The organism is Streptomyces sp. HNM0645 (assembly GCF_030056615.1).
In the GTDB taxonomy this organism is placed as follows: Bacteria; Actinomycetota; Actinomycetes; order Streptomycetales; family Streptomycetaceae; genus Streptomyces; species Streptomyces marianii.
On record NZ_JASHLT010000010.1, the window covers coordinates 128,530 to 154,300 of the forward strand.

Below are 25,771 nucleotides of genomic sequence, written 5' to 3' on the forward strand. Positions count from 1 at the left end.
TGCGCGGCCGCGGCGGGGCCCGCAAGCCGAACCGGTCGGACCAGCCGGGCGGGCGGCAGGGGACCCCGCTGCTTACGGTGGCACCGTGAGCCAGCAGCCCCCCACCCCCCGGCGCGGCGGCGCGCACGGTCTGCGGGCCTGGCGCGACGCGCTGGTGGCGGTCGTGGCGGGCTTCGCCGCGATGCTCGTCGTGGCCGCCGCGGGTCTGTGGGCGGCGGGCGCGACGGACCTCCCTGACGGTGCGTTCCCGCAGGTCGTGGCCGCTGTGGTGGTACTGGCGGCCGGCGGTGAGGTGGCACTCGCCGGGGACGCCGGGTTCGTGGCGCAGTCCCAGGCCGAACTCACGGTGATGCCGCTGTCGGTGAGCCTCGTGGGGGCGCTGGTGACCGCGACGGCGTTCCTGCGTCCGATGCGGCACCGCGCCGTGGCCGGGACCCGCGAACTGCTCGGCCGGTTCGCCCGGCTGGCGGTCCTGTGGCTGGCGGTCCTCGCCGGCCTCACCGCCCTGGCGCGGAAGACGTTCCGGATCCCGCTCGGGGACGACTCCCCGCTGTCCGACATCGGCGAGTTCCTGGACGCCGCCCCCCGGCTCGGCTTCCGCGCGGAGCTCGGAACCACCCTGCTCTACGGGCTGCTGTGGCTGATCGGGGTGACAGCCCTGGCCCTGATCGTGTCGCGCCGGGCTCCGCTGCCCCCGCGGCTGGTGCCGTTCCAGGAGGCGGTGCGTCCCGCCGCTCACGCGATGGTGTGGCTGCTGCTCGCGTACGTGGTCGTCGGGCTGTGCGCCGGCGTCGTGGTCGCGGTGACCCAGGGACACCCCGGGCGTACCTTCGCGGTGATCCTGCTCGGTCTGCCCAACCTCGCCTGGCCTGCACTCACCCTCGGACTCGGCGCCACCTGGGAGGGCAGGGTCGAGGGGCCGTTCGGACTGCCGATGCCGCAGGTGCTGGACACCGTGCTGCGCGGCGAGGGCCGCTCGACGCTGAACGTGGCCACGCTGGCCGAGCAGGACGGGCGGGCGTGGTGGCTGGTGGTCGTCGCGGCGGTGCTGGTGCCCGCCGCGGCCTTCCTCATGGCGGCGCGCTCCCCGGCCCGGACCAGGTCCTGGCAGCACGCCCTGCGGATGGGCGTGGCCCTGGCCCTCACGGTGCTCTTCGTGTGTCTCACCGGCCGGGTCGCCGCGCGCTACGGCCTCTCGCTGCTCGGGGTCGGCGACCTCGGAGGGCTCGGCGGGGAGGTGTCGCTGCAGCCCCGGCTGTGGGCGGCGGTGGGCATCGGCCTCGGCTGGGGCCTCGTCGCCGGCCTGCTCGGTTCCCTGCTGGCGGCGCCGGTACGGCGCCGCGGCGAGGTGGACGGCTGAGCGGTCGCGGGCGGACGGATCGCGCGGGGACGGGCGCGGGCCCGGGGACCGAAGGTGGCGGCATGCGACCGGGCCGGGAGAGCCTGCGTACCGGCCTCGTCGTCAGCCGGACGTGCCCCGCCCGCGGCCTGTCTCGGTGATCTGCGTCGGTGGCGCCGGAGCCGCGGACCGCCCGGGCGCGGTGGTGCGCCGGGGCGGCTGGGACGGCGACTCGCGCGACGACCGCGGGGGCTCGGTGACGGCGAACGGGGCCAGCCGGGAGCCGTCGCAGTACACCCACCGCTCATGCTCCGCGTCGTACAGCCAGAGAGTCTCCCCGTCCACGACCATCCCCAGCCGCATCCCCCGGGTGCGCCTTCGGAACGTCTCGCGGTCGGCACTGCCCGCGGCGAGTTCGTCCGCGGCCCGGCGGTACTGGGAGAGCACTTCCTCCGCCCGGGCGAGCAGCGGCTGCGGATCGGACGTGCGGTCCAGCGGCTGCCCGGCCGACGGGGGAGCCTGCGGGACGGCGACGAGCAGCCGCCCGTCGACCCAGGCCGACCATCCGTTGGCGCACATGACCCGCCCCCAGTCGCCGCGCCGGTCGACGAGTTCGACCGGCAGGAACGGGTCGAGGGGCACGCTGGGGCCGCTCACGTCGGGAGCCTGCCAGCTGGTCATGCCGTCACCGGGGACGACGTGCGTCGGGCTGAAGCCCGGTACGGCGGTGGGTTCGGTCATCGGCACCCCGTCACTTCCGCATGACCGCGGGCTCGTGCCGCCGCAGCAGCATCGCGACGACGAACCAGAGCGACACGCTGAGCAGCACCATCACGCCCATGTTCGTGAGCCACACCGCGGCGGAGTGGTCGAAGAGCGGATCGGCGGTGTCCTTGCCGGGCACGATCCGGGCGAGGTCGACCGTGCTCGCCATCGCCGCGAACGCCCACCGTGCGGGCACCAGCCAGCCCAGCTGCTCCATGCCCAGCACGCCGTCGAGCTTCAGCAGGGCGCCGCAGAAGACGATCTGGACCATGGTGAGGAGCACCAGCAGCGGCATGGTGACCTCCTCCTTGGGAACCAGTGCGGAGATCACGAGGCCGAGCATCATCGACGTGAACGACAGCAGCGCCACGGCCAGGGTGATCTCGAGCAGCGGGGGCAGGAGCACGCCCTTGCCGCCTGGCGCGTTCAGATCCACGCCGGCGAGGCCCACGAGGGTGAGGACGACCGCCTGGACGACCGTGATCGAGCCGAGCACCACGACCTTGGACGTCAGATAGGCGGATCTGGACAGGCCGACGGCACGTTCCCGCCGGTAGATCACGCGCTCCTTCACCAGCTCGCGCACCGCGTTCGCCGCGCCCGTCAGCACCCCGCCGACGCAGAGCACGAGCAGGGCGTCCATGGCGGTGTCCAGCGTGAACCTGCTCCCCGCCAGGGCCCGGGCCATGACGCCCATCCCGAAGGGCAGCGCGATCATGATGACGATGAAGGTGCGGTCCGCGCTCAGCACGGACACGTAGCGGCGGACCAGGGTGCCCAACTGCCCGAACCAGCTCTGGGACTTGGGCGGTGGCGCCGCCGCCACCGGCCGGCGGTCCGGCGCGGCGCGCGGCTGGGGGCTGAGCGCGATGTACTGGCGGTGCTGCGACGACACCCGGTAGTCCCCCGCCCAGTCGCGGTCGCGGTCGTTCTCGAATGCCTCGAACGCCTCCGGCCACTGGTCGAAGCCGAAGAACTCCAGCGCGTCCTCGGGAACCCCGAAGTAGGCGATCCGGCCTCCCGGCGCCAGGACCAGGAGCCGGTCGCACACATCGAGGTTGAGCACGCTGTGGGTGACCACGATGACCGTACGGCCGTCGTCGGCGAGTCCGCGCAGCATGTGCATCACCGAGCGGTCCATGCCCGGGTCCAGGCCCGAGGTGGGTTCGTCGAGGAACAGCAGGGACGGCTTCGTCAGCAGCTCCAGCGCGACGCTGACGCGCTTGCGCTGGCCGCCGGAAAGACTGTGGATGGGCTGGTCGGCGCGCTGCTCCAGGCCCAGTTCGCGGATGACCTCCTCGACCCTCGCCTCACGCTCCGCGGACGCCGTGTCCTCGGGGAAGCGCAGTTCGGCGGCGTAGCCGAGGGCCCGGCGCACGGTGAGCTGGACGTGCAGGATGTCGTCCTGCGGTACGAGCCCGATGCGGCGGCGGAGTTCGGCGTAGTCGCGGTACAGGTCGCGCCCGTCGTAGACGACGGTGCCGTGCTCGGCGGGGCGGAGCCCGGTGAGCGCGTTCAGGAGGGTCGACTTGCCGGCGCCGCTGGGTCCCACCACGGCGAGCAGGCACTTCTCGCCGACCGGGAAGGACACGTGGTCGAGGAGTACCTTGCGGCCCTCGTCCACCGTGACGGCGAGGTCCTGCACGTCGAGCGAGATCTCGCCGGAGTCCACGAACTCCTGCAGTTCGTCGCCGACGAGGCGGAAGGTGGAGTGGCCGATGCCGACGGTGTCCCCTTCCGAGATCGCGGCCTGGGTCACCGGCTGGCCGTTGAGGTAGGTGCCGTTGTGGCTGCCGAGGTCGACGATCTCGTAGCGGCCGTCCAGGTGGGCGCGGAGCTCGGCGTGCCGGCGGGAGACGATGAGGTCGTCGATGACGACGTCGTTGTCGGCGGCGCGGCCGATGCGGACCGTGCGGGTGGGCAGCGGGCGTACGGTCGTGGGCTGCCGGAACGTACTCGTGGCGGCGGTTCCCGCCGCGGCGGACGGCGGGGTCCTTGCGGGCCGGGCCTGCGGTTCCCGCCGGGCGGCGGGCTCGCGGGCGCCGGACGCGGGGATCTCCGGCTCACGGGGCGCGGAGGAGGGCGCTTCCCGCTCCCGCGGGCCGGGTGAGGCGGTTCCGGACACGGGTGCCGCGGGTGACGGCCGCTCCGTGCACGGGGCCCCGGCCCGGGGGCGGGCCGCCGCCGGCGCCTCGGGCTCGGCCGCCGTGCCCACGAGCACGGCGCGCGGGCCGTCCTGCGGATTGCCGAACCGGATGACGCTGCCCGGCCCCACGCCCCACTCGTGGACGCGGCGGCCCTCGGTGTACGTGCCGTTCGTGCTGTTCTCGTCCTCGACGGTCCAGTGGTCCGCGACGGTCCTCAGGACCGCGTGGTGCCAGGACACCCGGGCGTCGTCCAGGACGATGTCGCTCAGGGGGTCCCGCCCGACGTGGTACACCCGGCCGGGGCTCATGAGCGTCGAGCCCCCGTCGGTTTCGATGACCAGCTCGGGCGCGGTCGGCGCAGCGGGCCGCTCAGCCATGCGACGATTTTAACTTTCGCCCTGTATGTCCGCCCGGTCACCGGGGCCGGCAGGCCGCCGGGAGCGGGCACGGGGCGAGGGCTCCGGGACGGGCTGCCGGGACAGGAGCTGCCGACCGCCCCGCGGGAGTCGCCTCAGGCGACGGACCCCACGGACCGGGCCGATGTGCGCGGGCCGTCGTGATGGATCGGCGTGTGGGCGCCCGCCAGGGGGACGCCGGTGCCGCCGCGTCGTCCTGCGACGATCTCCGCGGCGATGGAGACCGCCGTCTCCTCGGGCGTACGGGCCCCCAGGTCGAGGCCGATCGGCGAGCGCAGCCGGGCGAGTTCGAGTTCACCGACGCCCGCCTCGCGCAGCCGGGCGTTGCGGTCCTCGTGGGTGCGGCGCGATCCCATCGCGCCGACGTAGGCGACGGGCAACCGCAGGGCCCGTTCCAGCAGCGGCACGTCGAACTTGGCGTCGTGGGTGAGGACGCACAGCACGGTGCGGCCGTCGACACCGGTCGACTCCAGGTAGCGGTGCGGCCATTCGACGACGATCTCGTCCGCTTCGGGGAAGCGGGCCTCCGTCGCGAAGACCGGGCGGGCGTCGCACACGGTGACGTGGTACCCGAGGAACTTGCCGACCCGGACGAGGGCGGAGGCGAAGTCGATGGCCCCGAAGACGATCATCCGGGGGGCGGGAACGCTGGACTCGACGATCAGGGTGAGCGGACGCCCGCAGCGCGAACCGTCCTCGCCGATGCCGGCGGTGCCGGTGCGCCCCGCGTCCAGCAGGGCGCGGGCCTCACCGGCGGCGGTGCGGTCGAGTTCGGGGTGCCCGCCGAGGGTGCCTTCGTACGAGCCGTCGGCACGGACGAGGAGCGCGCGGCCCATCAGTTCTCCGGGCCCGTCGGTGATCCGGGCGACCGCCGCGGCCTCGCCTCGTGCGGCGGCGGTCAGCGCCGCCGCGACGACGCCCCGGGAAGGGGAGTCCGCGCGGACCGGTGTGACGAGGACGTCGATGATCCCGCCGCAGGTCAGCCCCACGGCGAAGGCGTCGTCGTCGCTGTAGCCGAAGCGCTCCAGGACGGTCCGGCCGTCCTCGAGCGCCTGCAGGCACAGGTCGTAGACGGCGCCCTCCACGCATCCCCCGGAGACCGACCCGACCGCCGTGCCGTCGCTGTCGACGGCGAGCGCGGCACCGGGCTGGCGGGGCGCGCTGCCGCCGACGGCCACCACGGTGGCGACGGCGAAGTCACGTCCTTGCCCGACCCACCGGCTCAGCTCGTCGGCGATGTCCAGCATGTCGGTCTCCTCAGGGTCGTGGACGCGTGGAGGGCGCGGCCGGGATCAGTGGACGCCCAGCCAGCCTTCGATCGGGTTCAGGGCGAAGAACACGATGAAGATCGCGCTCAGGCCCCACATGAAGGCGCCCACCTCCCGGGCCTTGCCCTGGGCGGCCTTGATGGCCACGTACGAGATGACGCCGGCGGCGACACCGGGGGTGATGCTGTACGTGAACGGCATCAGCACGACGGTGAGGAAGACCGGGATGGCGACGGAACGGTCGCCCCAGTCCACGTGCTTGGCGTTCTGCATCATCATCGCTCCGATGACGACCAGGGCCGCGGAGGCGACCTGGGGCGGCACGATCGCGGTGAGCGGGGTGAAGAAGAGGCAGGCCGCGAAGAACAGCCCGGTGACGACCGAGGCGAGGCCGGTCCGCGCGCCCTCGCCGACGCCGGTGGCGGACTCGACGAACACGGTCTGGCCAGAGCCGCCCGAGACACCGCCGATCGCGCCACCGGCGCCGTCGATGAACAGCGCCTTCGACAGACCCGGCATCCGGCCGCGCTCGTCGGCCAGCTTGGCCTCCGTGCCGACGCCGATGATGGTGGCCATGGCGTCGAAGAAGCCGGCGAGCACCAGGGTGAAGACGATGAATCCGACGGTGATCGCGCCGACGTCGCCCCAGCCGCCGAACTCGACGTTCCCGAAGAGCGAGAAGTCGGGCATGGAGACGGCGCCGCCGGCGAGCTCCGGCGGGGCCATGTTCCACGCCTTGGCGTCGAGACCGGCGATGTTGTGGACGGCGACCGCGACGACGGTGCCGATGAGGATGCCGATGAGGATGGCGCCGGGTATCGCACGGGCCTGCAGCATGAAGATCAGCAGCAGGGTGAAGCAGAAGATCAGCACCGGCCAGCCGGCGAGCTCACCGCCGGCACCGAGCGTGACGGGCGGCCCGAACTCCGCGCCCTTGCCGACGAACCCGGCCTTGACCAGGCCGATCAGCGCGATGAACAGACCGATGCCCATGGTGATGCCGTGCTTGAGCGCGAGCGGGATCGAGTTCATGATCAGCTCGCGCAGCCCGGTCACCACCAGCAGGCAGATCACCACGCCGTACATCACGCACATGGCCATCGCCTGCGGCCAGGTCATCTGGGGGACGACCTGCGAGGCGAGGACGCCGGAGACGCTCAGACCGGCCGCGAGGGCGAGCGGCACCTTGCCGAAGAAGCCCATCAGCAGGGTGGTCGCCGCGGCCGCGAAGGCAGTCGCAGTGATGAGGCCCGGTTGGCTCAGGACGTTGCCGGCGACGTCCTTGCCGTTGAGGATCAGCGGGTTGAGCAGGAGGATGTACGCCATCGCCATGAAGGTGGTGATGCCGCCGCGCACCTCGCGCGCGACCGTCGATCCTCGTTCGGATATGTGAAAGTACCGGTCGAGCCAGGACCGTCCGGCGGGGACGCGCGAGCCGGGGCCGGCGTCCTCAGCGGTGGTCCTCGGCTCCACTGACGACTGGGTCATGGTTGCCTACTCCCAAGGTTCACAGGGGCACCCGCGTCGCATCCGAGAACTGGCTCGGGCTGCGGGATTTGGGATCTTGCGTTGGCTGCACGACCCGGGGGACGGCCCGAGACGAACGGTCTGCGGGACGGGAACCCCGTTGGGGCGACGGTCCGCAGTTCTTCAGGTGTTGCTGGTGCCGGCACCACCGCGTTCGGTGTCCGGCGGCCCGGGACGGATCCCCGGAAGCACGGGCCCCTCGGAAGGGGCCCGGAGGCGTCCCGGGCGGGGCGGCCCCGGGGCCCGGGGGACGGTGGTCCCCCGGAACCCACGCGGCTCAGGTGCCGGTCAGGTGCTCCGGGCGTACCGGCGTCCTGTTGAGTTCCAGGCCCGTCGCGTCGCGGATCGCCGCGAGGACGGCCGGCGTGGAGGACAGGGTCGGGGCCTCGCCGATGCCGCGGAGCCCGTACGGGGCGTGCTCGTCGGCGAGTTCGAGCACGTCGACCGGGATCGTCGGCGTGTCGAGGATGGTGGGGATCAGGTAGTCCGTGAAGGAGGGGTTGCGCACCTTCGCCGTCTTCGGGTCGACGATGATCTCCTCCATGACGGCCACTCCCAGACCCTGGGTGGTGCCGCCCTGGATCTGCCCGACGACGGACAGCGGGTTCAGCGCCTTGCCGACGTCCTGCGCGCAGGCCAGCTCGACGACCTTCACCAGGCCCAGCTCCGTGTCCACCTCGACGACGGCGCGGTGCGCCGCGAACGAGTACTGGACATGGCCGTTGCCCTGCCCGGTGCGCAGGTCGAAGGCCTCGGTCGGGCGGTGCCGCCACTCGGCCTCCACCTCGACGGCCTCGTCCTCCAGCACGTCCACCAGGTCGGCGAGGACCTCGCCGCCGTCGGTGACGACCTTGCCGCCTTCGAGCAGCAGCTCGGCGGTGGCCCAGGCCGGATGATGGGAGCCGAACTTGCGCCGGCCGATCTCCAGGACCTTCTCGCGGACCAGCTCGCAGGAGTTCTTCACCGCGCCGCCCGTGACGTACGTCTGCCGGGAGGCGGAGGTGGAGCCGGCCGAGCCGACCTGGGTGTCGGCCGGGTGGATGGTCACCTGGGTCACGCCCAGTTCGGTGCGGGCGATCTGGGCGTGGACGGTGACACCGCCCTGGCCGACCTCGGCCATCGCCGTGTGCACGGTGGCGACCGGCACTCCGCCGACGACCTCCACGCGCACCCTGGCGGTCGAGTAGTCGTCGAAGCCCTCGGAGAAGCCGACGTTCTTGATGCCGACCGCGTAGCCGACACCGCGGACGACGCCCTCGCCGTGGGTGGTGTTGGACAGACCCCCGGGCAGGGCGCGCACATCGGCCTCGCCGCCCGCGACCTCCCACTGACGCTCCGGCGGCATCGGGCGGGCCTTGATCCGGCGCAGCAGCTCCGCGACCGGCGCCGGCGAGTCGACCGGCTGTCCGGTCGGCATGATCGTGCCCTGCTCCATGGCGTTGAGCTGCCGGAACTCCACCGGGTCCATGCCCAGTTCGGCCGCCAGCTTGTCCATCTGCGCCTCGTAGGCGAAGCACGCCTGCACCGCTCCGAAGCCGCGCATCGCACCGCACGGCGGGTTGTTGGTGTAGAGCGCGACGGCCTCGATGTCGACGTCGTCGACGACGTACGGGCCGACCGACAGCGAGGCGGCGTTGCCGACGACCGCCGGGGAGGCCGAGGCGTACGCGCCGCCGTCCAGGACGATCCGGCACTTCAGGTGCGTGAGCTTGCCGTCCCTGGTGGCGCCGTGCTCGTAGTGCAGCTTCGCCGGGTGGCGGTGCACATGGCCGAAGAAGGACTCGAACCGGTTGTAGACCATCTTCACGGGCTTGCCGGTGCGCAGCGCGAGGAGGCAGGCGTGGATCTGCATGGAGATGTCCTCGCGGCCACCGAAGGCCCCGCCGACGCCGGAGAGCGTCATCCGCACCTTCTCCTCGGGCAGGCCGAGGACGGGGGCGATCTGGCGGAGGTCGGAGTGCAGCCACTGGGTGGCGACGTACAGGTCGACACCGCCGTCCTCGGCGGGCACGGCGAGGCCGGACTCGGGGCCGAGGAAGGCCTGGTCCTGCATGCCGAAGACGTACTCGCCCTCGACGATGACGTCGGCGCGCTCGCGGGCCCGGGCCACGTCGCCGCGGACGATGGGCTGGCGGTGCACGATGTTCGGGTGCGGGACGTGGCCGATGTGGTGGTCGTCGCGGTTCTCGTGGACCAGGACCGCACCGGGGGCCGTCGCCGACTCCTCGTCGGTGATCAGCGGCAGTTCGGCGTAGTCGATCCTGATCTTGGCGGCGGCGCGGCGGGCGGTCTCCGGGTGGTCGGCGGCGACGAGGGCCACCGGCTCGCCGTGGTGGCGGACCTTCCCGTGCGCGAGGACCGGCGTGTCCTGGATCTCCAGGCCGTAGTTCTTCATCTCCGCGGGCAGGTCGTCGTAGGTGAGGACCGCGTGGACGCCGGGGACGGCCAGGGCCTCGGAGATGTCGATCGACCGGATCTCGGCGTGCGCGACGGTGGAACGCAGCGTCTGGCCCCACAGCATGTCCTCGTGCCACATGTCCGAGGAGTAGGCGAACTCGCCGGTGACCTTGAGGGTGCCGTCGGGGCGGAGCGTGGACTCGCCGATGCCGCCCTTGGTCTGCGAGCCCTGGGTGACCTTGGTGGGAGTACCGGCCGGTGTGGTGGTGACTCGGGGGTCGAGCGCCATGGTGTCAGACCGCCTCTCCCTGCCGGGCGGCCGCGAGGCGGACCGCGTCGAGGATCTTCTCGTAGCCGGTGCAGCGGCACAGGTTGCCGGAGAGCGCCTCGCGGATGTCCGCGTCGGACGGGGAGGCGTTGTGCTCCAGCAGCTCGTCGGCGGCGACCAGCAGACCCGGGGTGCAGAAACCGCACTGCACGGCGCCGGCGTCGATGAACGCCTGCTGGACCGGGGACAGCTCGGTGCCCTCGCCGGTCTGCGAGTCGGTTCCCCCGGCGCTCCACTGCCGGGCCTCCTGCAGCGACGTACCGCAGGCGTTGGTGGCGCATCCGCCGTGTCCGTGCTCGGCGCGCTGCCGGGCGAAGTCCGCCAGCCCCTCGACGGTGACGACCTCGCGGCCCTCCACCTGCCCGGCCGCGACCAGGCACGAGCACACCGGGACACCGTCGAGACGGACGGTGCAGGAACCGCACTCGCCCTGCTCGCAGGCGTTCTTGGAGCCGGGCAGGCCCAGGCGCTCACGGAGCACGTAGAGGAGGCTCTCGCCCTCCCAGACGTCGTCGGCTTCCTGCTTACGGCCGTTGACCGTGAAATTCACGCGCATGGTTATGCAGCTCCTTCAAGCGTGCGGCCGCTGCCGCGGTACTGCTCCCAGGTCCAGCCGAGCGTGCGCCGGGCCATGATGCCGACCGCGTGCCGGCGGTACTTGGCGGTGCCGCGGACGTCGTCGATCGGGTTGCAGGCGCCGGAGACCAGCTCCGCGAACTGCTTGGCGATCGAGGGAGTGATGATCTTTCCGCTGTCCCAGAAGCCGCCCTCCAGGAGCGCGGCGTTGAGGAAGTCCTCGGCGGCTCCGGCGCGTACCGGGGTGGGCGCGGCCGAGCCGATGCCGGTCCGCACGGTGCGGGTCTCGGGGTGCAGGGCGATGCCGAAGGCGCACACGGCGATGACCATCGCGTTGCGGGTGCCGACCTTCGAGTACTGCTGCGGTCCGTCCGCCTTCTTGATGTGGACGGCCCTGATGAGCTCGTCCGCGGCGAGCGCGTTGCGCTTCACTCCGGTGTAGAACGCGTCGATCGGGATGAAACGGGTGCCCCGCACCGACTCCACCTCGACCTCGGCGCCTGCGGCCAGCAGGGCCGGGTGGGCGTCACCGGCGGGGGACGCGGTGCCGAGGTTGCCGCCGACGCCGCCGCGGTTGCGGATCTGCGGCGAGGCGACGGTGTGGGATGCGAGCGCCAGGCCCGGCAGCTCGGTCCGGAGGTTCTCCATGATCCGCGTGTACGGAACGGAGGCTCCCAGCCGGACGTTCTCCTCGCCGACTTCCCACTCGCTCAGCTCGGTGATGCGGTTCAGGTCCAGGAGGTACTCGGGCCGACGGTGGTCGAAGTTGATCTCGACCATGATGTCGGTGCCACCCGCGATGGGCACAGCAGTGGGGTGCTCGGCCTTCGCGGCGAGCGCCTCCTCCCAGCTGGCGGGGCGAAGGAAGTCCATGAGTGGCTCTCTTCTACGTGATTCGGTCGTTCACTGGGGTCCGGGGACGGCCGGCCCTGGCGGGATGTTCATGTCCTGTTAACGCGGTGCGGCCCAGTACACAAGGACCGCCCCGCCGGGTGCAGTCACCGAAACCATGAAGGAGTTGGCTGGTCGCCACCCTCGTCTTGTAGATTCGAACGAAAGGCGGAGACCGGTAGCCTCGCCGTTTTCCTCCCGAAACCATCGGCACACCCCTCAGCACAGTCCAACGGCACGACACGACAGATCGGCGGCGACGAGATGCGGCTGCGCGCACTGCTGGAGACCGACGCGCTGGGACTGCGGCTGCTCGGCGGCGACGACGAGCTGGACCGCACCGTCCGCGGCGTGATGACGACCGACCTTCGCGACCCGAGCCGCTATCTCTCGGGCGGTGAACTCGTGCTCACCGGCCTCGCCTGGCGGCGCAGCGCCGATGACTCCGAGCCTTTTGTACGCATTCTCGCAAGCGCGGGGGTCGCCGGACTCGCCGCCGGCGAGGCGGAACTGGGAGACATCCCCGACGATCTCGTCCTGGCCTGCGAGCGGCACAGACTGCCGCTCTTCGCCGTGAACGAAGACGTCGCATTCGCAACGATCACCGAGTACGTGGTGCGCCAGGTGTCGGGCGAGCGGGCCGGTGACCTGGCCGCCGTCGTCGACCGCCACCGCCGGCTGATGACCTCGGGCCCGGCGGGCGGCGGCCCGGAGGTCGTCCTCGATCTCCTCGGCTCTGACCTGGACCTTCGCGCCTGGGTGCTCTCCCCCACCGGACGCGGGATCGCCGGGGCGGGCGAGCCGCTGCCACCGGGGACCGGCGCCGAGCTGTCCGCCGAGCATCTGGCCGCCACCCGCACGGGGCGCCGCGGCCCGCACCGCGCCACCGTCGGCGGCACGACGTATTCGCTGTTCCCGATCCGGAACACAGGCCGGGGCGCCACACCGGCCTCCCGGGACGTCCGGGAGACCGTGCTGTCGGACTGGCTGCTGGCCGTGGAGGCAGACGCGTCCGACTGGCCGGCCGCCCGGCTCGACCTGCTGCAGGGCGTCACCCAGCTGATCGCCGTCGAACGGGACCGCCGGGAGGCGGCCCGCACGGTACGGCGCCGGCTGGCCCAGGAGGTGCTGGAACTCGTCCAGGCGGGCGCACCGCCCGCCGAGATCGCCGCCCGCCTCAGGGTCGCCGCTCCCGTCCTGCTGCCGGGCCTCGGCACGGCGCCCCACTGGCAGGTCGTCGTGGCCCGGGTCGACTGGGACGCGGAGGGCGGCTCCGCCGTCGACGCCGGGCCGGCCGCCCAGTCCCTCCTGGAGGAGATCCTCGTGGACCCGGCCTCGCCGGGCTCCGAGACCGCCGACCGGATCGCCGTCGCCCACAGCGGGGAGGAGGCCGTGGCACTCGTCCCGCTGCCGGCGAGGCCCGCTCCCGCGGGCGAGGCGGGCGAGCCGGCCGAGGGGCAGGCCGACGAGCAGGGCCCCGGCCGGGACGGGGCACCCGGGCTCCACGCGGACGCACTGCTCGAGGCGGTCCGCGAACCGCTCTCCGCCGGCCTCGCCGACGACGGCCGCCTCACCCTCGGCGTCAGCGCCGCCGTCCACTCCGCGGAAGGACTGCGCGGCGCCCTGGAGGAGGCCCGGCACGCCCGTCGCGTGGCGGCCGCCCGCCCCGGGCGGGTGTGCGCGGCCGGCCACCACGAGCTGGCGTCGCACGTCCTGCTGCTGCCGTTCGTCCCCGACGACGTCCGCAGGGCGTTCACGGCCCGGCTCCTCGACCCGCTGCGCGACTACGACCGCCGCCACCGCGCCGAACTGATCCCGACGCTCGGGGCGTTCCTGGACTGCGACGGCTCGTGGACGCGCTGCGCGACCCGGCTCCATCTGCACGTCAACACGCTGCGGTACCGGGTCGGGCGGATCGAGCAGCTGACGGGCCGGGACCTGTCGCGCCTGGAGGACAAGCTGGACTTCTTCCTGGCCCTGCGGATGAGCTGACCGGAGGGGTGAGCCGCCCCGGGGAGGAGCGAGCGAGGACCGACGGACACGGCGCCGATCTGCGACGCGGCAGACGACCCCGCACTCGCGAGGGGAACGGCTACGCGCCTGCGAGCGGTGAGGCCCCGTCAAGCGGCGTACACGCCTTCATCCGAATGTCTGCGAAACATCGACCGGGCCCGGATCGCACCGGAATTGCACGGCCTTCGACGATCAGACTCCCCATGATTGTGAACTGATTCACCAGACCCCTTGGCCACGTAGCCCGATCCGTGCTCTCATTCCGTCTGACTCAACAGCACAATGGCGCGCTTGGGGAGGGCAATGTGGCGTATACCGCCATGTCTGGTTCCGGAACCACAGCAGGTGACGATCCACTCCAGACCGCGGTATGGCGGCTGCGCTCGCGCGGCTGTTGGACGGACGCGGCGGCCCTCCTCGCCCCCCGCGCGACTTCCCCCGCGCTGGCCCTGCAACGCGCCTCGCTCCTCGTGGAGCGCTGTCTGTTCACCGGCGTCGGCTGGGCGGACGCGGAGGACGCCCTGCGCTCGGCGGAGGCCGCGGCGGGGGACGACGACGAGCGCGGCGCGGCCGCCTGCGAGCGCGGTCAACTCGCCTACGCCTCAACCGTGCTGGGAGTGCGCGACCGGGCCGACGAGGCCCGCGCCGCCCTCGGCCGGGCGGCCGCGCTGCTCGCGCCGGACGCGGCGGGCCGGCCGCTCCTCGACTTCCGCCGGGGCCTGGTCGCCGAACACCTCGCCGACTCGGCGCAGGCCGCCCGCGCGGCCTACCACCGCGCCCACGCCGGCGCCCTCGCCCACGGCGACACACTGCTGCTGTCCTTCACCTGGCGCCATCTCGCCGCACTCGCCCTGCGCGACGGAGAGCTCGCCGAGGCCCGGCAGGGGTTCACCGAATCACTGCGCATCCGCGAGGAGCTGGGCTATCTGATCGGCACGGCTCCGGCGTTGGCGGCGCTCGCCGACACCGAGCCGGAACCGGAGGCCACCCGCCTGCGCACCGAGGCCACCCGCCTCTTCCGTCTGCTCGGCGGCGTCCCGACCTGGCTCGGCGACCAACTGGCCCCGCCGGCCCCGGCGGCATGACACGTCGAGTGCCGTCCCCGCGGCGGGACGCGCCTCGCACTCCCCCGGCCGGTGCGATGCGGCGGCCGCTGCTCCCGGCAGCGTGAACCACCCCGGGCGAACGCACCCCCGATCGGTCGGCCGACCGCCGCGCCGGTCGTGTGACATGTCACGGGTGACGGCTCCGGCGTGGGACACGTCGCGTGCCGCCCCTCGGGACGCGTCACGGCACGATCCGCCGGACGCGACTTCGGGCACGACCCGTCGGGGCCGTGACGCGCCGGCGCAACGGCCGGTCAGGACGGAACGCGTGCCGTGACCCGGAACAGTGTGTCGTCCGTGCCGATGACGATCGACCCGTCCCCCGGCACCGCCACCGCCCGGACCGGCGGGCCGGGCCGCAGCGGCAGGGCCTCGTCCGTGCCGAGGCGGCGGAGTTCGACGAGTCCGTCCGCCCAGGCGACGGCCATCGCCCGGCCGTGGACCGCGAGCGCGGTCACCGGGACCCCCCGTTCCGCGAGCGGGGTGTTCTCCGGACGGCGGCCGGGCGTCCAGGTGCGGACCGTGCCGTCCGCGCCCCCACTGCACACCAGCGGCGCCGGGCCGTCCGCCACCGCCACGGCGGTGACCCTGCCGCGGTGCGCGGCGGCCTGGTGCATGCCGTCGTAGCCGAACGCGTGCAGCGATCCGTGACGGTCGCCGACCATGACGAGCCTGGCTGTGGCGGCCAGCGCGGTGCCGGGATGCGCCTCCAGCGTGGCGGCCACCGCATCCGTGAGAGGGGTGTCGCCGTGGGTGCGGAGGCGGCCCCGTTCGTCCAGCATCAGCAGGGTGCCGTCGGGCAGCGGGGCGAGCGCCGTGATCCGCACGGGCATGGTCGCCGTCCCCGCCGCGGGAGTGGCGTCGGCGGGGTGCACGGAACGTATCGCCCCGCGCTGGTCGGCGACGAGCAGATGCCCCGACCAGCGGCCCGTGCCCTGGGCGAGCGCCGCCACCGGACCCGGCCAGGGCGGGGAGACGTCGCCGCGCACCCGGGTCCAGTCGGACCGCCACGGAGCCGTGGCGGCAAGGGTGTCGAGTGCCGGGCGAAGGCGGGGGTCGGCGTCGTCACCGAGGGAGGTGAGCAGGACGAGTGCCCGCTCGGCCGGTGCCTGTTCACGGATCAGCGACTGGCCGGCCCGGAACCAGGCGGCTCGCAGTCCGCCCTGCTCGTCCGGCACACCGAGCTCCGCCGGCCCACCGTGTCCGTCCCGGTCTCCTGCCGGACCCTCGTGCCCGTCCGGACGCCGCTCCGGCCCACCGATCCCGTCCGGGCGTCCTGCCCGACCGTCGTACGTGTCCGGGCGTCGCTGCCGGCCGCGATTCCCGTACCGGCGTCCGCGCGGGCCGTCAGCGCCGCGCTCGTACGCGGCCGTCACGCCCGCGGGGTCCGCGGCGCAGACCTCCGCCGGGTCGCCGAGGTCCGGTGGTCCGCCGCGGACCTGCTCCACGCGGCCGTCCCCGCTTCCCTCCGCCGCGGCACCGGACGGAAGCGGAGCCGCTTCCTGATCCGGCGCGGGAGACCCGCCTGCTGCGGTTCCCGGTTCCCGCCCGGCTGCGGTGACGAACCGGATGTGCCCCAGGTCCCGCAGTGCACGCACGAGTTCGGCGACCTCGGTCGGCTCCCCTGCGTCCGGCGGCGGAACGACGGCCACGCCCGTGAGACCGATGCCCGTCAGCGCGCCGACCAGTTCAGCGGGGCTCCTGGCCACGACGCCGAACCGGTTGGCGAGGGCCCACACCGCGCCGCGCACGCTCTGGGCCGGAAGGAGGACGGCCGGGTCGGACACCGCTCCTGCCCTAGCGGTCCGCGCCGTTGAAGTGCTCCCGTACGAGGGAGGTCACCACGGCCAGGTCCTGCGCCATCAGCGCCTCCAGCAGGGCCGCGTGCTCGGCTGCGTCGGCCACGAGGTCCGCACGGCGGGGTACGGGGGAGTTCACGAGGGGCCACTGCGAGCGCCGGTGGAGGTCGTCGGCGACCGCGACGAGCTGGTCGTTGCCGGCGAGCGAGAGGACGGCGCGGTGGAAGGCGCGGTCGGACTCCGCGTAGCCGGCCCGGTCACCGGTCGCGGCGGCGGCCGCGGTCGCCTCGGCGAGCGGCACGAGTTCGGCCCAGCGTGCGGCCGGGACGGTACGGGCGAGCCGCAGCATCACCGGCACCTCGATCAGGGCGCGGACCTCGGCGAGCTCGGCCAGTTCCCGGGCCGTCCGCACGACGACCCGGAAGCCGCGGTTCGGAATCGTCTCCACCGCGCCTTCGACGGTGAGGCGCTGCATCGCCTCGCGTACGGGGGTGGCGGAGACACCGAACCGCTCACCCAGTGCGGGGGCCGAGTAGACCTCGCCGGGACGCAGTTCGCCGCTGACGAGAGCCGCCCGGAGGGCGTCCAGGATCTGGCCGCGCACGGAGTGCCGCCGGACGACGGCGCCGGGCGCCGGGGGTTCGCTGTGGGTGTGCTCACCTCGGACGTGCGTACCGGACGTCGGTTCCGTCCCCTCGTCGTGCCCGCGCGGCGAGGGGGCCCCGGTGCCGGACTGCCGGCGACCGGCCGCCCCGCCGGGACCGCTCCCCCACCTCCCGGAGGGAGGCCGGGCGCCCGGCGCGCGCTCCTCGCGGGTCCGCCCGGGTACCGGGGCAGGCGCCTCCTCGGCAAGGGGGGCTGCGGCGGGGTGGGAGCCCTGGGCGGACTGCTCCGCTCGGGCACCGGCAGGAGACGGGCCGTGTGACGGACGCGGGCCGCCCTCCGGAACCGGGGTCCGGCTCGGAGCCGGACCCTGCGCGGGAACCGGCCCCCGGGCCGGAGCCGGGCCGTGCGCCGAACCGGAGCCGAGGGAAGGGGCCGATCCAAGGGACGGAGCGGAGCCAAGGGACGGAGCCGGGCCGTGCGCCGAACCCGATCCCCGGACCGGGCCCGGGAGCCGTCCGGAACCGAGGTCGGAGCCGGGGCCCGAACAGGGTCCGGGAGCGTGCTCCGCCCGCGTCTGCCCGGGAACGCGGACGGACCCGGACGGCTCCGCCGCGGCCTGGCCGCGCGCTCTGCCCTGCTCCACTCGGGTCCTCCTCCGCCTGCGCTCCGGGCCCGGCTCGCACGGCGCGGGTCCTGCGTGCACGATAAGCGGACGGGGTCACAGTTCAAACACGCATCGCGTCGGGTAAGGTAAGGCTAACCTGCTAACGATCGCGATTCGGTGGTCCCCGCATGACGGTCCCCGCTGTTCTTCACGGCTCGCGGCCTTCCGCCGCTTCCGCCGTCACGGCACCCGTGACCCGCGCGTACGCACGGATGTCCGCGGTGTTCCCCGGGCTCGGGGTGCGGGAGCTCACGGACGGCGAGCCGGCGCCGCGCGGAGCCGGCTGGGTCGCGGCGGCGGACCTCGCGGCCGGCGGCGCCGCCCTCGACGCCTTCCTGGCGTGGGACAACGCACAGGTGCTTCAGGACTACGGACAGCAGGCCCGCCCGGACGTCGTCGCGAGCTTCGGGCTCCACCGCTACGCCTGGCCGGCCTGTCTGCTGATCACGGTGCCGTGGTTCCTGGAGCGGCGTGTGCCTCGGCTGCCCGTCGGGGACGTGTCCTACCAGCGCGCCCGCGGCCGGATGGCGGTCCGCGTCCGCTCCTTCTCCTGTCTGCCGGATGACCCGGCGGCCGGACACCCGGGCGCTCGCGTGGTCACCGACGAGAACGCACTGCGTGCAGAGGTGCGGGACGCCGTCGCCGAACACATGGAGGCGATCCTCGACGGCTTCGGCGCACGTATGCGGCGCGGACGGCGCGCCCTGTGGGGCATGGCGACGGACGAGGTCGTCGAAGGGCTCTGGTACGTGGCGCACCTCCTCGGCGAGGAGCGCCGCGCGATGACGGAGTTGGAGGCGCTGCTGCCCGGCGCCACCAAGCCGTACGTCGGCACGGCCGGGTTCCGCGAGCTCGCCGGGCCGTCCGGGGAGCCGCTGCCCACCAGGGACCGGGCGAGCTGCTGCATGTTCTACACGCTGCGCCCAGAGGACACCTGCGTCACCTGCCCCCGCACCTGCGACGCCGACCGGGTGCGACGGCTCGACGCAAGGGGCTGACCCGGGCCGGCCCCCGCGAGGTTGGGCGCACACCCGACGGCGCTCGATGTTCGGCACCCCCGACGGCGCACTCGACCGGCTTGCCGCGAGCAACGGAATTCGAACGCAATTCCCTTTACCTACTGGCGTGTTCGAGCGAATGACACCTATTCGCAGGCCGCGAGGACCCCTTGGCACCCTCTTGCGGGGAAACCCCCTGTCCGCGACGGCACTTCGGCCAATATGGCGCGCGAAACGCCCAACGCGATGCAGATGCAAGGGACACCGCATGAGACTGACCGACATATCGCTCGACTGGCTGCTTCCGGGCGGCGTGATGCTCGCAGGGGTCGTCGCGGCGGTCGCGGTGCTCGCGCGCGGCAGGCGCACCGGGAGCAGTAGCGCGACCGAGGACTCCTGGGAGCGCAGTGAAGAACGCCGCAGGCGCAAGGAGGCCGTCTACGGCACCGCCTCCTACCTCCTGCTCTTCTGCTGCGCCGCGGTCGCCGCGGCACTCTCCTTTCACGGCCTGGTCGGCTTCGGCCGGCAGAACCTGAACCTCTCCGGCGGCTGGGAGTACCTGGTCCCGTTCGGCCTCGACGGTGCCGCGATGTTCTGCTCGGTGCTCGCCGTGCGTGAGGCCAGCCACGGCGACGCTGCCCTCGGCTCACGCATCCTGGTCTGGCTGTTCGCCGGTGCGGCGGCCTGGTTCAACTGGGTCCACGCGCCGCGCGGACTCGGCCACGACGGCGCGCCGCACTTCTTCGCGGGGATGTCGCTGTCCGCGGCCGTGCTCTTCGACCGGGCGCTGAAGCAGACCCGCAGGGCGGCACTGCGCGAGCAGGGGCTGGTGCCCCGGCCGCTGCCGCAGATCCGGGTCGTGCGGTGGCTTCGGGCGCCCCGTGAGACGTTCGGCGCCTGGTCGCTGATGCTGCTCGAAGGGGTGCGCACCCTCGACGAGGCGGTCGACGAGGTACGCGAGGACCGGCGCCGGAAGGAGCAGGAGCGCATGCGCCGGCGCGATCACGAGAAGCTGGAGCGGGCACGGCTGCGGGCGCTCAGCCGGCAGCACCGGGCGTGGGGTCGGCGCGGCGGACGGCAGGTGGAGGTCACCACGACCTTGAGCGGCGGTCTCCCCGGCTCCGCGCCGGCCGTCGGAGCCGTCGCGGAGCCGGCCGTGGCCGAGTCCGGGCAACTGCCTTCGCGCTCACGGCCCTCCCTGCAGGCCATCAAGGGCAGTGACCCCGTCACGGTCGACCTCACGGCCGAGGACGACACCCAGGCGCTGCCGCGTCTGGAGTCCCTCGAGAAGAAACTCAAGCATCTGGAGCAGCAGTTCGGCTGACTCGCGCACGGTACCGGCACGGGCGGGCCCCTTCACCGGGGCCCGCCCGTCCGCGTCGTACCGCCCGGCAACGTGTCGCACCCGTGTTCTCAGGGCCTCGCGGACCAGCCCGTGTCCGCACGACCCGACATGCGGACCTGCCCTCGGCTCGCACCCCGGCGTACGGCCCCGAGCCTCACGCCCCACGTGCGCACGTCCCGGAGCCTCACACCCACCCTGCGAACGATCCCCCGGGGCACATCCCGCAGGTACTCCGGACGCGTGTCACCGCGCCCGTCACGCCCGACCGCCGTGCAGTTCGAACCACACCGCCTTGCCCAGGCCGTGGGCCCGTACACCCCACGCGTCGGCAAGGCTCTGCACCAGCAGCAGGCCCCTGCCGTGCGTGCTCTCGTCGGGCACGGGTTCCGCGGGCGGCTCCACCAGCCCGGTCGTGAAGTCCCGTACCTCGACCCGCAGTCGTGCGGGTGCCACCGTCGCCGTGACGACCGCCCCGTCCTCCGTGTGCACCAGCGCGTTCGTCACCAGTTCACTGGTCAGCAGTTCCGCCACCTCGGCCGAGCCCGGCTCGCCCCAGTGACCGAGCAGGACCCGCAGGGCCCTTCTCACCTCCGGTACCGCCCTGAGGTCCGCGCGCCTCACGCTACGCCGCAACTGCGCGGCACCCGACCTCTCCTGACGCCCCGCCATTTTCCCCCACCGCACGTCGGAACGGTCCCTTCCCCGTAGCTCGTCCCGTCCGGCCCGGACAGGCACTCCGGGAATGCATGCCCCGCCGACGTGCCGCCACGCATGCCGATTTCACCCGCAGTCACGGTCGCGGCACGTTCCGCAGGTTCGAGCGTGCCATCTGGACCATCCGGCCGACGCCGCCCTCCAGCACGATCTTGCTCGCGGAGAGTGCGAAACCGGTGACCATCTCGGCGCTGATCCTCGGCGGGATGGACAGGGCGTTCGGATCGGTGACGACGTCGACGAGGGCCGGGCCGTCGTGCGCGAAGGCGCCCTTGAGCGCGCCCGCGAGCTGCTTCGGCTTCTCGACCCGGACGCCGTACATCCCCGCGGCCCGGGCCAGTTGGGCGAAGTCCGGGTTGAGGTTGCCGGTTCCGTACGAGGGCAGACCCGCGACCAGCATCTCCAGCTCGACCATACTGAGCGCGGAGTTGTTGAACAGCACGATCTTGACCGGCAGGTCGTGCTGCCGCAGGGTGAGCAAGTCGCCCATCAGCATGGCGAGTCCGCCGTCACCGGACATAGAGACGACCTGGCGGTCCCGGTTGACGAACTGGGCGCCGATGGCCTGCGGCAGGGCGTTCGCCATCGACCCGTGACTTAAGGAACCGATGATGCGTCGCCGGCCGTTGGGCGTGATGTACCGGGCCGCCCAGACGTTGCACATGCCCGTGTCCACGGTGAACACGGCGTCGTCGGCCGCGATTTCGTCGAGCACGGACGCCACGTACTCCGGGTGGATGGGCACGTGCCTGTCGACCTTGCGCGTGTACGCCTTGATCACGCCCTCCAGCGCCTCCGCGTGCTTCCTCAGCATCCTGTCCAGGAAGCGCCGGTCGTCCTTCAGCCGCACGCGCGGGGTGAGACAGCGGAGCGTCTCACGCACATCACCCCAGACGGCGAGGTCCAGTTTGGAGCGGCGGCCGAGGTTCTCGGGCCGGATGTCGATCTGGGCGATCCTCACATCGTCCGGCAGGAAGGCGTTGTACGGGAAGTCCGTGCCGAGCAGGATCAGCAGGTCGCACCCGTGGGTGGCCTCGTAGGCGGCGCCGTAGCCGAGCAGTCCGCTCATGCCCACGTCGTACGGGTTGTCGTACTGGATCCACTCCTTGCCGCGGAGCGCATGCCCGACGGGGGACTTGACGCGCTCCGCGAACTGCATGACCTCGTGGTGCGCGCCGGCGGTGCCGCTGCCGCAGAAGAGCGTCACGCGGTCCGCCTCGTCGACCATCCGGGCCAGGGCGTCGATCTCCGCGTCGCCGGGCCGGACGGTGGGGCGCGAGGTGACGAGGGCGTGCTCGATCGACTTCTCCGGCGCGGGGCGGGAGGCGATGTCGCCCGGCAGGGCGACGACGCTGACACCGCTGCGGCCGATGGCCTGCTGGACCGCGGTCTGCAGCAGGCGCGGCATCTGCTGCGGGTTGGAGATCAGCTCGCTGTAGTGGCTGCATTCCTTGAACAACTGGTCCGGATGGGTCTCCTGGAAGTAGCCGAGACCGATCTCGGACGACGGAATGTGCGAGGCCAGGGCGAGGACCGGGGCCATGGAGCGGTGGGCGTCGTACAGTCCGTTGATCAGGTGCAGATTGCCGGGGCCGCAGGAGCCGGCGCAGGCGGCGAGCCGGCCCGAGACCTGCGCCTCGGCGCCGGCGGCGAACGCGGCCGTCTCCTCGTGGCGGACCTGGACCCAGTGGATCGCGGAGTTGCGGCGGACGGCGTCGACGACGGGGTTGAGGCTGTCACCGACGATTCCGTACAGCCGCCGCACGCCGGCGCGGACGAGGATGTCGACGAACTGCTCTGCGACGTTCTGCTTGGCCATGGATCCATCTATCCACGGCCCCGGCGGTTACGCCTCCCAGACGGCACACGCCGTACGGTCGTCGGCGTAGCCCTTCACCCGAAGCTGGGTGTCGGCCAGGTACGCGGAGAGACCGGGCGGCTCCGTGCCTGCCCAGCGTTCCGCCAGTTCCCCGGCGAACTCGGCCTCGCCGCGCAGGGGGTCGGCGAGGCCGTTGCTGCAGAGCAGCAGCGTGTCCCCCGGGCGGGCCACGGACGCGCGGAACCGGAACGGTTCGGCGGGCGGTGGCACGGGCGCGTCGAGGTGCGGCGACGCGGACGTGGTGACGCCCAGGTCCATGGTGAGCCGGTCGCCCTCTCCGGACCCGGGGGGCCGGGAGCCGTAGCCGACGACGGGTTCCCCGGCGAGGGCGTCGGGGAGTGACGGTTCGAGGTCCTGCCAGCCACCGTCGCGCAGGCGGAACAGCCCGCCGGTACCGACGCCGAAGAACACCCGCGTGCGGCAGCCGGGGTCGGCGGACAGCAGCAGGCACCGCAGGCTCGCCGTGTACTCCTCCGGCGTCAGGCCCAGTTCGGCGGAGCGGGCGCGGAGCTTGCCGAAGGAACGGTCGGTGAGCCGGTGGAGCCCCGACTTCAGGTCGCCGCGCCGTCCGGCCCTTATGTCCTCGGCCAGCCGGGCGTGGCTGCGGCCGACGGCGCCGCCGATCCAGCGACAGGCGTCGGCGGCGGCCAGGTGCGCGCTCTCCGCGGCCCGCGCGCCGGTGGCCACGGCGACCAGCACCAGGGCCCCTTCACCGGCACCGAAGCGTGCGGTGAGCAACGCGTCGCGGCGGTGCTCACCGCGGTATCGGGCCGAGTCGCCGCGCACGGAGGCGGCCCGCAGGGTGAACGCGCCGTACCGCGCACCGTCCAGCACGGTGTCCGCGACGATCCCGTCGAGCTCGTCCGGATCCGCGGCGGGCAGCGCGGTGGGCTCGGCGTCGTACGTGGGCGGCCGGTCCCCCACGTACCCGCCCGCGTCCCGGCCTCCGGTGCCCTCCCTGTGCCGTGGCCACGGCACGGCCCCGCGCCGCCCCGCGTCCCGGGTCACCCGATCGGGGGGCACGTCGGCCGCTCCGGCCGGGGGCGCGGCAGGTTTCGGCGGGAGTTCCGGTGCGGGTTCCCGGGCGGGGTTCCGGGCGGGATCCTCCACGGGCTGCGCACCGGCGGCAGCGGGCGGGGGCGTCGTCGGCGCGTGGACGGACGGGGCTGCAGAGGCCGCAGGGTTGGGCGGCGCTGACGAGGCGTCGGGCGCGGGTCCGCCGGGGACCGGCGGGGGCGGCGGGACCGGCGGGGGCGGGCCACCCGGACTCGGCGCGGGACGCGCGCGGGTCCTCGGCGGAACCCGTCGGGGTGGACGGGGCGGCGGGTGGCTCCCAAGGGGCGCCGCCGCCGCGGCGGGACGGGTCCCACCAGGCGCCCGGGGGCCCTTCGGGACCCACCGTGTCCACCGCGGAGTCGAAGCGGTCGTCCAGCGTGTCGCCCGCCGCGGCGGGGCCGGTGTCCGGGGCGGACTCGTCGTACAGCCGGTTCCACCAGTCGCCGCCCTCGGCGGGCTTCTCCCCCTGCTGACTCATGCCCTTATTGTCCACCGCGGGGGCCGCACGAAAACCGCGTACTCCGCAGTACCCGCTCCGGAGGCATGCCCACCGGGCGTCCCAACCCCCACGGGAAGGACGCCCGGCGGACGTTCGGGTGGTCAGCGCACGCCGGGCGCACGGCAGTTGACGCCGGCGGTCGTCACGTGGTGTGTGCTGTCCTGGTGGTGCGTGTCGCGTCCGTGGTGCGGGTGCTGCTGCTGTGACGTGTGAACCTATGCGACGTCGGTGGTGCGTCAAGTGCTCGCGGTGGCGCCACATTGGCAGAGCCGGAAGCCCTCTGGGGATGATGTCGGGCGGCGGGTTTACGCCGTGGCCGGTTTCCGCCACGATCGTGTCCGCGGCAAGCGGAATGGTGAGGGCCGGGGAGGGCTCAGGGGTGCTGGGAGCAATTGGTCTCGACGCGAGGCAGGAGTCGGCGTACCGCGCACTGGTGGCGCTGGGCGCCGCGGAGGTGGCCGCTCTGGCACACCGGCTCACGCTCCCGGAGGCCGAGACCGAACGGGCGCTGCGGCTGCTGGAGCGTCAGGGGCTGGCCGCGCAGTCCTCCGCGCGCGCCGACCGCTGGGTGGCGGCACCGCCGGGGGTCGCGCTCGGCGCCCTGCTCACCCAGCACCGCCACGAGCTGGAGCAGGCGGAACTCGCGGCGGCGCTGCTGGCCCAGGAGTACCGGGTGGAGTCCACGGAACCGCCCGTGCACGACCTGGTCGAGGTGGTCACCGGGGCCGGCGCGGTGGCGCACCGCTTCCTGCAGCTCCAGCTGGGCGCGTCCGAGGAGGTGTGCGCGCTCGTCACGGGGAAGCCGACGGTCGTCTCGGGAATGGACAACGAGGCGGAGGAACGGGCGGCACGGCGCGGCGTCGCGTACCGCGTGGTCATCGAGCGCGAGGTGCTGACGCTGCCGACCGGGCTCGTCGAGGTGTCGGCCTCGCTCGGCCGCGACGAGCAGGTCCGGGTCGTGGACCGGGTACCGACCAAACTCGTCGTCGCCGACCGGGCGATGGCGATGGTCCCACTGACGGGGCGCGGCTCGGAGCCGGCGGCGCTGGTGGTCCACGCGAGCGGACTGCTGGAGTCGCTGACCGGTCTGTTCGAGGCCGTGTGGCGGGAGGCGCTGCCGCTGCGCCTCGGCGGGAGCGGCGAGGTGGCGGAGGACGGCCCCGCGGGCCCGGACGCCGCTGACCTGGAGATCCTGTCGCTGCTGCTCGCCGGCATGACCGACGCGAGTGTCGCCAAGCAGCTCGACCTCGGCCTCCGCACGGTTCAGCGTCGTGTCAAAGGCCTCATGGAACTGGCTGGCGTGACGACCAGGCTGCAACTCGGCTGGCACGCGTACGAGAAGGGCTGGGTGGCACGGTCGGGCGGCGAGCGCCGACCGGGCGGCTCGGGCACCGGTGCGGCCGCGGTCGCCGGGGCGGACGCCGGCGGCGACGCGGGC

The 25,771-nt window shown here is 73.4% G+C and carries 15 protein-coding genes and 3 pseudogenes; 6 read left to right on the forward strand and 12 right to left on the reverse strand.

Going from position 1 to position 25,771, the window contains the following annotated elements; all coding sequences use genetic code 11:
- The first annotated feature begins 85 nt into the window (after positions 1-85).
- Entirely contained in the window at positions 86-1,360 is a 1,275-nt protein-coding gene (locus tag QMZ92_RS08835) for a streptophobe family protein (protein WP_502962018.1), read from the forward strand.
- Positions 1,361-1,462: 102 nt separating this feature from the next.
- On the opposite strand, the gene QMZ92_RS08840 is transcribed toward QMZ92_RS08835, so the two are convergent.
- From QMZ92_RS08840 to QMZ92_RS08870, 7 genes are all read right to left on the reverse strand, one after another.
- A complete protein-coding gene (locus QMZ92_RS08840) occupies positions 1,463-2,080 on the reverse strand; it encodes an SH3 domain-containing protein (RefSeq protein ID WP_283296676.1) in 618 nt (205 codons plus the stop codon).
- A gap of 10 nt (positions 2,081-2,090) precedes the next feature.
- Entirely contained in the window at positions 2,091-4,628 is a 2,538-nt protein-coding gene (locus QMZ92_RS08845; protein ID WP_283296677.1) for an FHA domain-containing protein, read from the reverse strand.
- A 134-nt stretch (positions 4,629-4,762) separates the two neighbouring features.
- Positions 4,763-5,914: an XdhC family protein gene (locus QMZ92_RS08850; protein WP_283296678.1), complete on the reverse strand. Its 1,152-nt coding sequence runs from the start codon at positions 5,912-5,914 to the stop codon at positions 4,763-4,765.
- A gap of 45 nt (positions 5,915-5,959) precedes the next feature.
- A complete protein-coding gene (locus QMZ92_RS08855) occupies positions 5,960-7,423 on the reverse strand; it encodes an NCS2 family permease (RefSeq protein ID WP_283296679.1) in 1,464 nt (487 codons plus the stop codon).
- A gap of 316 nt (positions 7,424-7,739) precedes the next feature.
- Positions 7,740-10,148: a xanthine dehydrogenase family protein molybdopterin-binding subunit gene (locus tag QMZ92_RS08860; protein WP_283296680.1), complete on the reverse strand. Its 2,409-nt coding sequence runs from the start codon at positions 10,146-10,148 to the stop codon at positions 7,740-7,742.
- A gap of 4 nt (positions 10,149-10,152) precedes the next feature.
- The gene (locus QMZ92_RS08865; RefSeq protein ID WP_283296681.1) at positions 10,153-10,743 is read right to left on the reverse strand and encodes a (2Fe-2S)-binding protein; all 591 of its coding nucleotides are present in this window, start codon (positions 10,741-10,743) and stop codon (positions 10,153-10,155) included.
- A 2-nt stretch (positions 10,744-10,745) separates the two neighbouring features.
- The gene (locus QMZ92_RS08870) at positions 10,746-11,636 is read right to left on the reverse strand and encodes an FAD binding domain-containing protein (RefSeq protein ID WP_283296682.1); all 891 of its coding nucleotides are present in this window, start codon (positions 11,634-11,636) and stop codon (positions 10,746-10,748) included.
- A 282-nt stretch (positions 11,637-11,918) separates the two neighbouring features.
- Here QMZ92_RS08870 and QMZ92_RS08875 point away from each other — a divergent pair, with 282 nt between their 5' ends.
- Both QMZ92_RS08875 and QMZ92_RS08880 read left to right on the forward strand, forming a co-directional pair.
- Entirely contained in the window at positions 11,919-13,646 is a 1,728-nt protein-coding gene (locus QMZ92_RS08875) for a PucR family transcriptional regulator (RefSeq protein ID WP_283296683.1), read from the forward strand.
- Between the two features lie 341 nt (positions 13,647-13,987).
- On the forward strand, positions 13,988-14,752 hold the full coding sequence (locus QMZ92_RS08880; protein WP_283296684.1) for a hypothetical protein: 765 nt from the start codon (positions 13,988-13,990) through the stop codon (positions 14,750-14,752).
- Between the two features lie 275 nt (positions 14,753-15,027).
- Here QMZ92_RS08880 and QMZ92_RS08885 read toward each other — a convergent pair whose 3' ends face one another.
- Positions 15,028-16,560 carry a WD40 repeat domain-containing protein gene (locus QMZ92_RS08885; RefSeq protein ID WP_283296685.1) on the reverse strand — a complete coding sequence of 511 codons (1,533 nt, stop codon included), beginning with the start codon at positions 16,558-16,560 and terminating at the stop codon, positions 15,028-15,030.
- A 10-nt stretch (positions 16,561-16,570) separates the two neighbouring features.
- Positions 16,571-17,239 (reverse strand): annotated as a pseudogene (locus QMZ92_RS08890) (GntR family transcriptional regulator); the annotation flags it as partial.
- A gap of 731 nt (positions 17,240-17,970) precedes the next feature.
- Between QMZ92_RS08890 and QMZ92_RS08895 the strand changes: the two are divergent.
- Both QMZ92_RS08895 and QMZ92_RS08900 read left to right on the forward strand, forming a co-directional pair.
- Complete coding sequence (locus QMZ92_RS08895; RefSeq protein WP_283296686.1) at positions 17,971-18,840, forward strand: (2Fe-2S)-binding protein; 870 nt, start codon at positions 17,971-17,973, stop codon at positions 18,838-18,840.
- 268 nt (positions 18,841-19,108) lie between these two features.
- Positions 19,109-20,164 (forward strand): DUF2637 domain-containing protein, encoded by a 1,056-nt coding sequence (locus QMZ92_RS08900; protein ID WP_283296687.1) that lies wholly within the window; start codon positions 19,109-19,111, stop codon positions 20,162-20,164.
- Between the two features lie 276 nt (positions 20,165-20,440).
- Here the strand turns inward: QMZ92_RS08900 and QMZ92_RS08905 are convergent, their stop codons facing one another.
- The 3 genes and pseudogenes from QMZ92_RS08905 to QMZ92_RS08915 form a co-directional block, all read right to left on the reverse strand.
- A complete protein-coding gene (locus QMZ92_RS08905; protein WP_283296688.1) occupies positions 20,441-20,854 on the reverse strand; it encodes an ATP-binding protein in 414 nt (137 codons plus the stop codon).
- 121 nt (positions 20,855-20,975) lie between these two features.
- Positions 20,976-22,718 (reverse strand): pyruvate dehydrogenase, encoded by a 1,743-nt coding sequence (locus tag QMZ92_RS08910; RefSeq protein WP_283296689.1) that lies wholly within the window; start codon positions 22,716-22,718, stop codon positions 20,976-20,978.
- A 27-nt stretch (positions 22,719-22,745) separates the two neighbouring features.
- A pseudogene (locus tag QMZ92_RS08915) lies at positions 22,746-24,312 on the reverse strand (protein phosphatase 2C domain-containing protein).
- 400 nt (positions 24,313-24,712) lie between these two features.
- Here QMZ92_RS08915 and QMZ92_RS08920 point away from each other — a divergent pair.
- Positions 24,713-25,693: pseudogene (locus tag QMZ92_RS08920) on the forward strand (helix-turn-helix domain-containing protein); the annotation flags it as partial.
- Positions 25,694-25,771 lie beyond the last annotated feature (78 nt).

Excerpts from the sequence above, each read along its gene's own strand:
- QMZ92_RS08840 (WP_283296676.1), bottom strand. The coding sequence starts at position 2,080 with ATGACCGAACCCACCGCCGTACCGGGCTTCAGCCCGACGCACGTCGTC.
- QMZ92_RS08845 (WP_283296677.1), bottom strand. The coding sequence starts at position 4,628 with ATGGCTGAGCGGCCCGCTGCGCCGACCGCGCCCGAGCTGGTCATCGAA.
- QMZ92_RS08850 (WP_283296678.1), bottom strand. The coding sequence starts at position 5,914 with ATGCTGGACATCGCCGACGAGCTGAGCCGGTGGGTCGGGCAAGGACGT.
- QMZ92_RS08855 (WP_283296679.1), bottom strand. The coding sequence starts at position 7,423 with ATGACCCAGTCGTCAGTGGAGCCGAGGACCACCGCTGAGGACGCCGGC.
- QMZ92_RS08860 (WP_283296680.1), bottom strand. The coding sequence starts at position 10,148 with ATGGCGCTCGACCCCCGAGTCACCACCACACCGGCCGGTACTCCCACC.
- QMZ92_RS08865 (WP_283296681.1), bottom strand. The coding sequence starts at position 10,743 with ATGCGCGTGAATTTCACGGTCAACGGCCGTAAGCAGGAAGCCGACGAC.
- QMZ92_RS08870 (WP_283296682.1), bottom strand. The coding sequence starts at position 11,636 with ATGGACTTCCTTCGCCCCGCCAGCTGGGAGGAGGCGCTCGCCGCGAAG.
- QMZ92_RS08875 (WP_283296683.1), top strand. The coding sequence starts at position 11,919 with ATGCGGCTGCGCGCACTGCTGGAGACCGACGCGCTGGGACTGCGGCTG.
- QMZ92_RS08880 (WP_283296684.1), top strand. The coding sequence starts at position 13,988 with ATGTCTGGTTCCGGAACCACAGCAGGTGACGATCCACTCCAGACCGCG.
- QMZ92_RS08895 (WP_283296686.1), top strand. The coding sequence starts at position 17,971 with ATGACGGTCCCCGCTGTTCTTCACGGCTCGCGGCCTTCCGCCGCTTCC.
- QMZ92_RS08900 (WP_283296687.1), top strand. The coding sequence starts at position 19,109 with ATGAGACTGACCGACATATCGCTCGACTGGCTGCTTCCGGGCGGCGTG.
- QMZ92_RS08905 (WP_283296688.1), bottom strand. The coding sequence starts at position 20,854 with ATGGCGGGGCGTCAGGAGAGGTCGGGTGCCGCGCAGTTGCGGCGTAGC.
- QMZ92_RS08910 (WP_283296689.1), bottom strand. The coding sequence starts at position 22,718 with ATGGCCAAGCAGAACGTCGCAGAGCAGTTCGTCGACATCCTCGTCCGC.